15 protein-coding genes are annotated in these 12,076 nt (G+C 69.4%); 9 read left to right on the forward strand and 6 right to left on the reverse strand.

What is annotated here, in order from left to right:
- The first annotated feature begins 34 nt into the window (after window positions 1-34).
- The gene (locus ACFYT9_RS11760) at window positions 35-1,339 is read left to right on the forward strand and encodes a UDP-N-acetylglucosamine 1-carboxyvinyltransferase (protein ID WP_389162495.1); all 1,305 of its coding nucleotides are present in this window, start codon (window positions 35-37) and stop codon (window positions 1,337-1,339) included.
- 432 nt (window positions 1,340-1,771) lie between these two features.
- Here the strand turns inward: ACFYT9_RS11760 and ACFYT9_RS11765 are convergent, their stop codons facing one another.
- From ACFYT9_RS11765 to ACFYT9_RS11790, 6 genes are all read right to left on the reverse strand, one after another.
- Window positions 1,772-2,065 (reverse strand): hypothetical protein, encoded by a 294-nt coding sequence (locus ACFYT9_RS11765; protein WP_375880888.1) that lies wholly within the window; start codon window positions 2,063-2,065, stop codon window positions 1,772-1,774.
- A complete protein-coding gene (locus ACFYT9_RS11770; protein WP_389162498.1) occupies window positions 2,062-2,700 on the reverse strand; it encodes a hypothetical protein in 639 nt (212 codons plus the stop codon). The genes ACFYT9_RS11765 and ACFYT9_RS11770 overlap by 4 nt, the downstream gene beginning before the upstream one ends.
- 28 nt (window positions 2,701-2,728) lie before the next feature.
- Window positions 2,729-3,604: a hypothetical protein gene (locus ACFYT9_RS11775; RefSeq protein WP_389162500.1), complete on the reverse strand. Its 876-nt coding sequence runs from the start codon at window positions 3,602-3,604 to the stop codon at window positions 2,729-2,731.
- Window positions 3,605-3,713: 109 nt separating this feature from the next.
- The gene (locus ACFYT9_RS11780; RefSeq protein WP_389162503.1) at window positions 3,714-4,250 is read right to left on the reverse strand and encodes a hypothetical protein; all 537 of its coding nucleotides are present in this window, start codon (window positions 4,248-4,250) and stop codon (window positions 3,714-3,716) included.
- 373 nt (window positions 4,251-4,623) lie between these two features.
- The gene (locus tag ACFYT9_RS11785; RefSeq protein ID WP_389162721.1) at window positions 4,624-4,863 is read right to left on the reverse strand and encodes a DUF397 domain-containing protein; all 240 of its coding nucleotides are present in this window, start codon (window positions 4,861-4,863) and stop codon (window positions 4,624-4,626) included.
- Between the two features lie 6 nt (window positions 4,864-4,869).
- Window positions 4,870-5,766, reverse strand: coding sequence for a helix-turn-helix domain-containing protein (locus ACFYT9_RS11790; protein WP_389162505.1), 897 nt, complete (start codon window positions 5,764-5,766; stop codon window positions 4,870-4,872).
- A gap of 474 nt (window positions 5,767-6,240) precedes the next feature.
- Here ACFYT9_RS11790 and ACFYT9_RS11795 point away from each other — a divergent pair, with 474 nt between their 5' ends.
- From ACFYT9_RS11795 to ACFYT9_RS11830, 8 genes are all read left to right on the forward strand, one after another.
- Entirely contained in the window at window positions 6,241-6,819 is a 579-nt protein-coding gene (locus ACFYT9_RS11795; RefSeq protein WP_389162507.1) for a hypothetical protein, read from the forward strand.
- Entirely contained in the window at window positions 6,816-7,241 is a 426-nt protein-coding gene (locus ACFYT9_RS11800) for an ATP-binding protein (RefSeq protein WP_389162510.1), read from the forward strand. The genes ACFYT9_RS11795 and ACFYT9_RS11800 overlap by 4 nt, the downstream gene beginning before the upstream one ends.
- 29 nt (window positions 7,242-7,270) lie before the next feature.
- Entirely contained in the window at window positions 7,271-7,675 is a 405-nt protein-coding gene (locus ACFYT9_RS11805) for a hypothetical protein (protein ID WP_389162513.1), read from the forward strand.
- A 191-nt stretch (window positions 7,676-7,866) separates the two neighbouring features.
- Window positions 7,867-8,808 (forward strand): LuxR C-terminal-related transcriptional regulator, encoded by a 942-nt coding sequence (locus tag ACFYT9_RS11810; RefSeq protein ID WP_389162516.1) that lies wholly within the window; start codon window positions 7,867-7,869, stop codon window positions 8,806-8,808.
- A gap of 151 nt (window positions 8,809-8,959) precedes the next feature.
- Window positions 8,960-9,403: a DUF6082 family protein gene (locus tag ACFYT9_RS11815; RefSeq protein ID WP_389162519.1), complete on the forward strand. Its 444-nt coding sequence runs from the start codon at window positions 8,960-8,962 to the stop codon at window positions 9,401-9,403.
- Window positions 9,404-9,767: 364 nt separating this feature from the next.
- Window positions 9,768-10,331: a hypothetical protein gene (locus tag ACFYT9_RS11820; protein WP_389162521.1), complete on the forward strand. Its 564-nt coding sequence runs from the start codon at window positions 9,768-9,770 to the stop codon at window positions 10,329-10,331.
- 46 nt (window positions 10,332-10,377) lie between these two features.
- Window positions 10,378-10,974 carry a hypothetical protein gene (locus ACFYT9_RS11825; RefSeq protein ID WP_389162524.1) on the forward strand — a complete coding sequence of 199 codons (597 nt, stop codon included), beginning with the start codon at window positions 10,378-10,380 and terminating at the stop codon, window positions 10,972-10,974.
- A gap of 24 nt (window positions 10,975-10,998) precedes the next feature.
- Window positions 10,999-11,889 carry an endonuclease/exonuclease/phosphatase family protein gene (locus ACFYT9_RS11830; protein ID WP_389162527.1) on the forward strand — a complete coding sequence of 297 codons (891 nt, stop codon included), beginning with the start codon at window positions 10,999-11,001 and terminating at the stop codon, window positions 11,887-11,889.
- The last annotated feature ends 187 nt before the right edge of the window (window positions 11,890-12,076 follow it).

The raw sequence follows: 12,076 nt of genomic DNA on the forward strand, positions 1-12,076 counted from the left end.
CCAACGCGCCCCACATCACCAGGGGAAGGAACCCGTGACCGAGCAGACCCTCCTGCCGTCCCTCACCGATACCCGCACCATCCGCGTGACCGGCGGCCACCGCCTTCAGGGCACGGCCTCGGTGCAGGGCAGCAAGAACTGCGCCTTGCACCAGTACGCCGCAGCCCAGCTCGTCGACGAACCGATGGTCCTCACCGGCATCCCGGGCATCCTGGACACCCAGGTCTGCGCGGAAATCCTCACCCACACCGGCACCCCGGCCAGGATCGTCGGCGACCGCTTCGAGATCACCCCGGCCACAGCCTGGCACCCGGTCATCCCTGACCAGCTCGGCAGCCGCATCCGCACCACCGCCGTCATGGCCGCCGGCTTGCTCGCCAGAGCCGGTCAGGTCCGCTTCCCCGTGCCCGGCGGCGATGCCTTCGCCCACCGCCTCATCGACCGGCACCTGGCCGCCATGGAAGCCGCCGGCGCCACCCTCGACGTCACCAGCACCCACATCGGCGCCCGCCTGCCCGGTCAGGACCCGCTGCCGTTCACCGTCGACGTGACGACCCAGCAGTGGGGGCCGAGCCTGGGGGCAACGGTCACCGCCATGCTGCTGGCCGCCCGCGCCCCCGGCACGTCCACCATCCTCAACCCCAACACGGAGCCGGAAGTCCTGACGAGCGCCGCGATGCTCGCGGCAGGCGGCGTCGGCATCACGTGGGAGGGGGCCACTGCCCTCCACGTCACCGGTTCCGACCGCATCACCGGCGGGACCGTCCCCGTTCCACCGGATCGGCTGGAGGCCGCCACGCTGGCCCTGGCCGCCGCCATCACCGGTGGAACGGTCCACCTCTCCAACGTGCCCATCGGCACGTTTCCCTCCGCGCTCGTGGTCATGCTCGCCGACGCCGGGATCGAGCTCGTCTCGTCGGACGGCGGCACGCTCGCTCGGTGCCCGGCCGGTCCCCGGCCCGTCCAGACGGCCACCGTCTCCGCGACCTGCACCGACGTCCAGCCGCAGCTGACCGCCCTCCTCACCCAGGCACCCGGCGTCTCGCGCATCGAGGAGCGGATCTACACCGCCCGGGACAGCCACGTCGGCCCGCTGCGCAGCTTCGGTGCCGCCGTTACCTCCGATGGGCCGACCATCACCGTGCACGGCCGGTCCCGTCTCACCGCTGCCCGCGTGGCAGGGCAGGACATTCGGGCGGTCGCCGCGCTGGTGATCGCGGCCCTCGCGGCGGAGGGCGTCTCGACGATCGAGGGCATCTACCACCTGCAACGCGGCTACGGCTCTCTGCTGCCCACGCTCTCGGCGCTGGGCGCCGAGCTGGAGGTCGCCCGCGAGTAGGAGCGCGGAAACGCCGAAGCGCGACCGCTTTGTACGGTCGCGCTGTCGGTGATCGTCCTCATGGGCTGCCCTCTGCCTCAGGACGGTGCCCACGGGCTCGTGGGGTGATTCATACGGTGGGCCAGAGCCCGCGTCCGGTTGCCGGAACAGGGCGGGGCCTGGGCTCCGATGTAGCGGCAGGGAGTTCGATGGGGGCCGGGCGAAGGGAGCGCTGGCAGTCCGGACACAGCCGGTTCTCGTCGAGAGGGCCGTGCCACGGCCGGACGCCGGGCGCTGTCTCGGGGTCGGGCCGGCACTCCAACGGCACGGTGAACATCGCGGCGGCCGGGAGCTTCACGGTCGCCGCGGCGATGTGGAGTTCCAGGCGTCCGGCTGCCCTGACGATGAGCCGTCCGGGGCCCGCCGGCACCGTGGACTCGACGGCGAGCGCGCTCATGCTTCGGTGCCGGTCCGGACTACCGGCAGGGGGAGTCGCATGATGAAGACGTGTTGGCGCTGGCAGGCTGATCCGGCGACGAGCGTCCGGGTGCCCAACCACCAGGACCGCGAGAGGCGGCCGAGGCCGCAGGCGGGGCAGGTCACAGCGTCGCGGACCTTCACCGCCGTGTTCGGCAGCGGTGGCGGGAAGATCGGGAACCCGGCGGCGAGGGCCAGGTTCTCGGCGGCCGGGGCCTGGAGCCGGATGTAGACGCGCTCGTCCTCGACGGGGGCGAAGGCGGTTGTCATCGGTCTCCCTGCTTAGAGGGCACGGTGATGTGCGGGCGGGCGCCCTCCGGCGGCGCGGGGTCGTCTGTACGGAGCCGGAAGAGCCACATGCCGTCGCGGTCGGGCTTGTCCTCGCGCCGGTAGCGGACGGTGCCGTGACTGAGATACGCGGTGTCTCCCCAGACGATGGGGAAGACCGCGAAGGCGGGGGGTCCGGCAATCCACTGGCTGGTGGAGAGGTGCCCGAGCGGGTCGCCAGGGTCCGGGTACGGGACCGACGGACCGTCGAGGGCCATCTCGACGCCGCGATACGGGCCGTTGACGAACCGGACGGCGTAGGGCCTCTTCGGTGCACGGCACGCTGCGGCATGGGCGATGCGCTGCTGGTCCTGCCACTCCATGACCTCTCGGGCCGTCGGGGACGGGGAGAAGTCGAGGATGCTTCGCAGGGCCGCCACCGCAGACAGAAGTTCGTGGTAGGCGACGTGCGGGAAGCCGGCGCGGAACCGGTGCCGGATGAGGGAGCAGGCGGCGTTCTCGGCGACGTCGGCCAGGTGCAGGTCCAGGACTTCGGGGGCAACCTGCTCGCCGCCCCGCGCGTACGCGGTGACGGCAGCGAGGATCGCGGGCGGGGTGCTCGCGAGGGTGGTGCTCATGGGAGGGGCATCTCCTGTGTGGTTCGGGCTACTTCGGGGTGGGGACCGGGGTACCGGGGCGCAGGACCAGGCGGGAGAGCTTCCGGTTGCCGCGGTGGGCGTTCCAGGTGGTCACGAGGTAGGCGAGGTGCCGGGCCCAGGCGATCTGCCCCTCCTTGGCGCGCTCGGAGGTGACGCGGGCGCGGAGGGCGAGTATGGCGTGGCCGCTGGGGAGTTCGGCGCCGTCGCCGAGGCGCTGGAAGAACCAGGTGGCGGCGGCCGGGTCGATCGCGTTGAACAGGTGGTGCGCGGTGCCGAGCGCCGACGGCGGGATGTGCGGGAAGGCGGTGTAGGTCCGCAGCGCGATCTCGGCGGAGCGCCGAATCTCGGGGTGCTCGGCGAGGAGCGCCGTGGACTCAGCGGTGGTGGGGCGGCTGCGGCGGGTGAACTTGCGGTCGCCCTGCTTCCAGCCCCATACGCGACCGAGGATGGCGGCGACGGTGGTGGAGTTGTCCTCGTCGACCAGGGACAGGGCGTCGGCCACGGTGCGGCGCCGGCCGGAGTCCATCGTGGCCTGGGTCTCCGTGGGCAGGCCGCAGGTCATGAACGTGGTGACCGGCCGCTGGGCCTTCACGATCGCGTGGAGGCGGTGCTGGCCGTCGAGGACGTTGCCGCGCACGTCGAGCTTGATCGCCTCGCCGTTGAGCAGCCAGGTGCCGGACTCGATGTCGCGGGCATAGTCCTCGACGGCGGTCTGGCGCAGGGGCCGGTTGTGCTTGTTGCGGCGCAGGAGCCGGGCGGCGAGCTGGGGGTGGAGCTCGATCACGTGGGCGCTGGGGCCGCTGGTGTTCGCCATCAGGGCGTCCAGCTCCGAGAGCGTCATCGGGGTCAGGTACGCGGGCATGGCGACAGCAAGAGCCGACATAAGAGGGGCATCTCCTTGTGCGGGATCACAGGGTGGGCCTCCGGGTTGGAGTCCCGCCGTCTAGTACGCCGTCTGCCGGAATCTGTTACACCGGTTGGAAACGTGCAGGTCAGGGCTCTATCGGTGTGAGTTCGACGATGACCAGGGACATGCGGGCCCCGCCGCTCGGGACGGGGGGCCCGATCTCTGGGTAGGGCCCGGCGAGGTGGGTGGAGTTGTCGTCCGGGAGGAGCCCGGCGTCCACCAGGCCGTCGACGTACGCCTTCGCGCTCACGGACCAGTTCCCCGGGTCGCGGTTCCTCTTGATCGGCCGTGGGTGGAGGACGTAGAAGATGGCGGCCCGCTCCAGCTTCGGCAGGCCGCGGGCCCGCGCGGTCTCTGCCGCTTCCTGCCGCAGGCGCCGCTGCGCCCGGCACGCCGCCATGTGGTGGAGCCGCTGGTTGCTGGTCAGCAGCTCCCCGTACGGCATCAGGAGGGTCCACGACCGGCCGGCATCAGGCATCCGGGCGACAGCCTCGCGGAGATCCGGTGGCTCGGGCACCGAGCTCGGCCCGAGCGCTGCCCGCTTCCTGACCGGGAGGGGCGGGGTCGCCGCCTTCCTGGCCAGCCGCGCCCGGAGGCCGGTGAACTCGTCCGGTCGCGCCATGCCTGGCATACGGCCCCCCGTGATCGCTCTGCCTCCTGATGAGGGGAACGGCAAAGGAGCTGCGGCTGTGACAGACCGAACGATCGGAGGCCAGACCTGGGCGGGAAACCGGTGGCCACCAGGCCACACGGACCGTAGGGTTCTACCGAACGCCCCGGGGACCGCCTCTCAATGCGATGCACCCCGGGGCACGGCTATGTCCCGCCTTCCGCGCGGCGGGACTAGGACGAGCCAGGCAGCATCCGTGCGCACGCAAGACGAGGGGGCCGGACGTTCGCCCGGAACCGCGGCAGATCATTCGTGAGGGCGGCCCCCGCCCACCGGTCCAGGCCGGAGGAAGGGGCCGCCCTCAAGGCAGGCTCGGGATCAGCGTTCAGGCGCGGGGATCAGCCGCACCGTCGCCCACGGCTCCGACGAAGGCGCTGAACGCCTGCGGGGTGAACTTGAGTCGGGGTCCGGTCGGTACCTTCGAGTCCCGGACATGGACCGCAGCATGCGTGAGGAGCGTGTTGGCGACCTCGACGCAGTTGCCGGTGCCGTCACTGCTGTAGGACGACTTGACCCAGGTGAAGTCGGTGTCGGTGTTCGGCGTAGTGGCCGGGCTGGTGTTGATGGCCGTTCATCCTTTTGCTAGTTCGTGCAGGAACTCGATGGTCTTTTCGACCCCGAAGGCCAGACCGACCATCGTGTCGAACCGGCGTTGGAACCGGTCGACTTCTCGGGGCTTGTCCGTGGTGCTGATCGCACCCCATGCATTATCGATCTGAACGCGGCTGGGCAGCTCTCCCAGGTCCAGAATGGCGAAGTCATGGGTCGAGCGGTACCCCGGCCCGAAGGGCAGTACCTGGATGGAGACGTGGTCCAACTCCGCGAGTCGGATGATCTCGCGATACTGCGCGCGCATCACCTCCTTGCCACCGTACGGGATCCGCAGGGCTGCCTCCCCCAGGATGATCCTCAACCGTGCAGGCTCACGGCCCGGCGGATGGAAGACTCGGTGCTTGCGCTCCATCCGCACTTCGAGCTTGTTCCTGACCGACTCGGCAGTCGTGTCCTCCACCGGGCGATGGGTCTCCAGGAGGGCCCGCGCGTACTCCTCGGTCTGGAGCAGCACGTAGACGAGCATCGGGTGGTAGGCGATGATCCCTATGGCCTCAGCTTCGAGCCCCAAGTAGTGCGGCATGCCCGCGGGCAAGAAGCGTGTGTGCGTCGTAAGCCACTCTTCCTTGGGTGACTCCCGGTTCAGCTCGACGAGGTAGTCCTCCAGCTCGGGGTCCGTGACCTCGTACCGCCTCAGGAGAGCCTTCAGGTCGCCGACATTGCGTCGAAAGTTACTCTCCCCGCCTTCGATCCGAGCGAGCTTGGCCTCCGACATCTCCTTGAGGCCCCGGATGGCTTCCTTCCGGGTCATGCCCTTGACTCGCCCCGGTTCGACCGGCGGACAGTTCTCGCGAAGCGTCCTGAGCTGAATGCCGAGTTCCAGCCGCCGGCCGCTGGGACCTACCTTCGCCGCCACCTGCGCACCTCCCCATCCCTCTCGTGCATGCGCCATGCCAGGTTGAGCAGAGTCTGACACCTCGTGAGCATGTCGCCCAACCCCCTGTGCATGCCACTGCATATTCCATTTCGGGCCTCTACTGAATTTTCAGCGGAGTCTCAGTTGCACACCAACCTGAGTGCCCGACAGGCTAGTTCAGCAGGAAGTTGCACGGAACTCCGGCGAGCTTCACGAGGGTGGTTGCGCCCTCCTCAGGCGACGGGTTCCCTCCCCCCTCCCCCTGACGAAGCCGAGGCCGAGATGAGCCAGAGCACCACCCGAGGTCGGCCGACCGCCGCACGGTGGATTCCGTCGGACTCGAACTTCGAGCGCGACACGAACGGCCCCTCCAAGGCCAACCGCCCCGTCCACTCTCCCCCCGCCCAGGTCCTCAGCGCCTTCGTTGGATCCGCTGAACCGCGTCCCCTCAGCACGCGGCGAGGAGGGCCTGAAATGCGGCTCGGCGTCGCCCTGACGGAGTACCTGGACCGGGCCGCGCACCTTTACGACGTGCCGCTGCACCCGCCCACCCCCGCATCACGCCAGGTCCACAGCACACCGTCGTGGATGGACGCGGAGCGGGAGTTCCACACGCGGTGGTGGCCGGAGCGGCTGGGCACCCTGCCAGATCCCTTCGTCCGGATCGCCGCCGCGCGTCGAGACGCCCTCACCCGGCGACTGGAGGAGATCGAAGCACGGCGCCGCGTCCCCCGCGTCTGCCTCTACGCCGCTGGTCCATCCAACCCTGGCCAGCGTGAAGCGCTGGACGGCGCCCGCGAGTTCGTCAACGCCAGGGGGTGGCGGATGAAGGGCGAGTGGAGCACCGACGTGTACGGCACCATCCCGGCTGACCGTGCGGGATGGAGCGAGATCGTACGCAAGATTCGAGGATGCTTCCTTGATGGCGTCGTGGTGCCGGCGTACGACGAGATCAGCCCCTACGCGGGCGAGTATGAGGTCCAGCTCAGGCGGGTCGACAGCGTGGGCGGGTTCGTCGTCTTGGTGTCCCCGGAGACGGGAGGCACCCGATGAGCACCCTCACCCAGGTCAGCTTGACCAAGACGGCGGTGGCCGCCGGACGCTTCGAGGTCGCCATGACGCCCGGCCTGGGGCGACCGGCGCAGGCCCGGCGGATGATCGCCGCCCACGCCCGTCTCTGGCGGTTGCCCGACGTGGCCACGGACTCCGCGATGCTGATCGCCTCGGAACTCGTGACCAACGCCGTCGTCCACGGCAGGGGCAGCGTCGGCTTACGCGTGGCCCTCGCAGACGGTGAGCTGCGCATCGAGGTCAGCGACGAAAGCTCCGTGGAGCCGCGGCTCAAGACCGCTGCCGACGACGACTTGAGCGGGCGCGGACTGTTCCTCGTGGCCGTGACCGCGCGAGACTGGGGCGTCATCAACAACGGTCGCACCGTCTGGGCTGTCCTGCCCGTGAAGGGCGGGGGTCGATGATGCTGCTCGCCAGTAGTGACGAGACCACCATGACGCGGCTCCTGGCCTGTCTCGCCCGTGACGTGGTCGCCGAGGGCGTCGGGGACGATCTCGTGGCGACCCTCGACGAGATCTTGGTGACCGGTGGCGAACCGCCGGCCCCGTCCCGCGGTGGCCTGCTCTCCCGGCTCCCCTATCGTTGGCGGCGCGTGCACAAGAGCGGCGCCTCGTTCTCCGAGGGCGACGCAGCTCGACTGCTGTTCGAGCTCCAGCGGTCCACGAACTCCTTCATCGCCCTCGCGCGGCAGCGGATCCTGCCGGAGCCCACGGGCCTGTTTGACCAGTTGCGCGGGTTCCATGACGGCAAGGCGGAGCCGGGCGATCTGGCCGGCTACCTCCGCCGCTACGCCCTGGCCTTCGTCGAACTCCTTGACCTGCTGGGAGACGACGAATGACGCGTGCTCCCCTCCCGAACGTCGGACCGCGTCCCCCGACGGTCCGACCGCCCGTCCGGCGCCGAGAGAACACGCCCCTCCCCCTCCTCGCAGGGGCGAAGCGACTCGGTGCCGGACGCGGCACCCTCTTGATCCGCGCGATCGGCTCCCTGAGGGGAGCCCGGCGTCGCCCCAGCCCGTCCACTCTGCTCATGTACCGCATCGCACGAGCCGACGAAGCCGCGCTCGGCGCCTTATTCCAGAAGAAGCCCCGATCCGACCGAGGAGTCGCCCCCGTGACCGCGTTGTCCCTCCCCATCCGGCAGATCAGCCTTGCCGCTCGTGAACGCGAGGCGTTGATGGGCGTGGCGCAGGGCCTGGACGTCCCCGCTGTCGCCGCCTCGCTCGGGATCGCGGCGGGCACGGTCACCAGCTATTTGAAATCGGCGAAGGCCAAGCTCCACGGTGTCCGCGAGATCCCCTTCGCGCTTGCCGTCGCGTACGCCACCGACTCGATTCCCGCGCCCCGGCTCCGGGATGAGGTGCTCGACCTCCCGGTGGAGCAGAGCGAACTGATCCCGCTGCTCGCGCAGGGTATGAAGCCGGTGCAGATCGCGCGGAAGCTGAACCGCGTCAGCAAAGACGTCCGGCAATTCGCCGCAGAGCTGCTCGTTTCCCTGGGCGCCCGCAACTACGCCCACGTCGTCACCCTGGCCTGGGAGCACCGCCTCCTGACTGCCGCCGACGTGACCGCTTGGCTTGTTCCCTCCTCCCCGACGAGCCCGGCTGGCGAGCTGCGCGAGCGACTGGGCAAGATCATCGGCTGGGACATAACGGGGTCTGGACTGCCGGAGACCTTGACCATCGTCTCCATGGTCAAGGACCTGGTGCGCGAGGGCATCGGGCTCTACAACGAGGTGTCCCAGCTGACCTCGTCTATCCCCCGGGACTCCAAGGCGGCGCTCGAAGCAGCGGTGGTACTCGGCGACATCCGCCGACTCAGGCACGTCCCGCGGCTCACCACGCAGGTCGACGCTGCCGAGTACGCGCAGAACGTCGCGCGCGAGGTGACCGCCCTCCTCCTCATCCTGGGGATGGTGCAGCAGGAGCACGCGAGGCGGTCATCAGCAGACCGGGGCCTTCACCGCTCGTAACGGCGTGAAGGCGGCGTCAGCGGGCGCCTCGGCCGCTCTCCGTGGGGGAAGGGCGGCCGACCCATTCCTTCCCCTGTCCCTGCGGGCTCGCCACCGGAGTCCAGGCAGGGCCCCCAACGTTCATCATCCAGTCCGACCACAAGGACCGCCCATGCGAACGTCCACCGCCATCCTCATCTCTGCCGGCGTCAGCGCCATCGGCATCGCCTTCTCGCACGTCCAGCACAGGCAGCGCCTCGAACTGGGGACCGCCGAGCTCCACCAGAACATGCTGGCGGACACGCTGCGCGACCCCGACCTGCTGGAACTGTGGCGCACGAAGGACGAGACCCTGGAGAAGTTCAAGCGCTCCGTCGGCGCGAACCGGCAGCTCTCCTTCACCGCCCTGAAGTACCGCCTGGGCCTGCTCTCGCCCGAGACCCTGCGCGTCCAGACCGACAGCCTGATGCACCGGCGCGGCGTCCGCGAGCACTGGGAGCAGCACCAGAGCTTCAGGATGGCCGAGGCAGGCAGCCGGCGGGATCGCGAATTCCTGACGGCCCTCGCCGCCTCGCACCAGGCGACCCAGGAGCTGGCGCCGCCGCCCGTCGGCTGAGCCTCCGTCTCCCCACAGTCAGCCCTCCGCGCGGCCTGCCCTCGACGGCGCCGTGCGGAGGGCCCCCAGCTCCGTTGCGGCCCGATGCAGGCCGTCTCGTCAGGGAGGTTGCAGTGACGCCTTGGGGTGCCGTCATCGCCTTGGGCCTGCTCGCCGCGTTCGCCTTTCTCGTCGAAGTCGGCCCTCGGCTACGTGGTCGGCCTCCCTCTGTCCCCCTTGAAGTGCCGCCCTCGACGGACACCTGCGCGCGCAGCGAGCAACGAGAGGAGTCCTGATCATGTCCCCGTTCCCTTTGACGTACCAGGGCATGCCTGTGCCCCTGGTCGCCAGATGGACGACAGAGCGAGACGTCACGCCTCTTGTCGTGGCCCGTGACTTCGGCATCGGCTTCCGCGATGACCACGACGATCACATCTCGCGCGACCGCTGGCACGTGCTGTGGAAGCGGTGGACGGTCAGCCGGGGGGTGGGCCAGCCGGTCCTCAGCGGAGGGCACCCCTCCCGGCAGCGGCGCGCGATGCTCGACATGCTCTGCCAGTTCTGCTTTCTGCCGGCAGAGGACACCATCCTCGGCACCCTGTTCCTCTTGGGCGATACCACCCGCTCGGGCCTCCGAGGCCCGGTAAGGGACGGCGAGATCACTTCGACCCCTCCCGTGCACCTGGCATGTGCACTCTCGGCGGTCGAGCTTTCTCCCGACCGGCTCAAGGGTCTTACCGCCGCGCGAGTGAAGGCAGCGTTGCCATGGGGGGTGATCGGCACCCGATACAAGATCGCCAGGCCCTTTCCGGTCGCGGAGCCGGACCTGACGTCGATGAGCTACGACAACGACAACATCAGGTTCATGCTCGCCCAACAGGCGCTCGTGGAGCTCCATGGGTGCGAGCCGGTTGACCTCGTCGAGGAAGCCCGGAATGCCTGCCCCTGATTTCGCACCGCCCAGTGAGCGAGATGATCGCTCCCAGCTCCGACCTGTGACCGGTCCAGATGAGCCGCTGCTCGTCGTCCTCCGCCAGGAACTGCGCGACGGTACCTGGCGGGCGGGCACCGTCCGGACCCTTGCCGGGCTGCGAGACCGGTTCGGCACCGCGCAGCTCACTGTCCAGGCAGCGATCCGCGTGCTCCGCGGTGAGGGGCTGGTGGTGTTCGAGGGCTACAAGGCCGTACGAGCTGCCCGTCCTGGTACACGGCCCCCGATGGGCGCCCGCACCGTTTCCGACCTCATCGCCATGACGATCCGCAAGCGCATCGACGACCGCACGTATCCCCCGGACTCCCCCCTGCCCAGGCAGATGATCTTGGCCGACGAGTTCGACACTTCGCCGGCCACCGTCCGCCTGCCGATCACCCAGCTTCTCCTGGAGGGCCGACTTCGTCGGCACCTGCCGTACGAGACGCCGGGAACGTACGTCGTCAACCACGAACGGAAGCAACGCGAGGACCGTCTCTTCGCCACGCTGCTCCAGACCCTTCAGACCGACGGCTGGAGCCGCAGCGAGTTCCCCGACGCCGTCGCCCACGCGATGCACAACCTCCTGGGCGCTCCGCCCACGCCTGCGAGACCACGGTAGAACCCCCGTCCCGGAGAGAGCACAGTGAACGAACTGCGAGTCCTGACCTGGAACATCATGCGGGGGGAGAACCTGCGCCGCGTGATCAAGCACGTCAAGGACGTCCACCCGGACGTCTGGCTTGCCCAGGAGATTCAACCCAAGCACCACCGGCTTCTCGAACAGAAGACCGGTATGCGCTGCTACCCGGCGCCGCGCACCGCGAACAGCATCAACGACAACGCCATCTTCGTACGAGAGCGGGACGACAGCCCTCTCGTCGTGGAGGACGTCTTCGAGCACCCTCTCAACGGTTGGCACCCGCCCGCCAACGTGACCCTTGTTGACGAGCGCTTCCGCACGGAGCACGGCGCCCGCCCCCTCAGCCTGGTCAGTCACCACCTCTGCTATTTCTCCCCGGATCGACGGCTCGCCGAGGCTGAGTGGCTGACCACCCTGGCCAAGCCCGGCTGGCTGGCCTTCATCGGCGGGGACTTCAACAGCTACCCCGCCCGCGAGGCCCCGACCGACGAAACGTGGGCGGAAGTCCTGGCCGGGGACCACGCCGACCGCGCGTTCTACACCAACCGGACCCTCCTCTTCGGCGAACGCCGGATCAGCGACGTACGCCCCCACAGCACGCTCACCTCGGCCGGATTCGTCGACCTGGCTCTGTGGGCACGCGACCGCATGGGGCAGCCCTTCGCCGCCGAGCCGACGGCTGGCCACATGAATTCCGCGAGGCAGGGCGGCCAGTGGCGGATCGACTGGAACATCGCCAGTCGCGAGCTCGCGCCGGCCGTGCTCGATGTCGCCGTCGGGGAAGAGATGAAGCACGTTTCGGACCATCTGCCGATCGTGACCCGCCTCGACCTGGACGCGGTCTTGGAGAGCATGCGCCCCGCTCTAACGGACTCCCTCGACGCCCAGGCGTAACAGATCCCAGCTCTCCGACGTACGGCGAGGGGAGAGGTTACGGATTGCGTCAACCTCCCAGCGAATCGGCTTGGAGGAATGAGTGACGACCGCCACTGCTCCCCTCTTGCCGGCCACGGGCCGGGCCTTCTGGCAGGAATCCCTCTTCTCGACCAACCCCGTCTCCCCGCCTGTCGGACAGAGGGAC

The organism is Streptomyces sp. NPDC004435 (assembly GCF_042873895.1).
Lineage (GTDB): Bacteria > Actinomycetota > Actinomycetes > Streptomycetales > Streptomycetaceae > Streptomyces.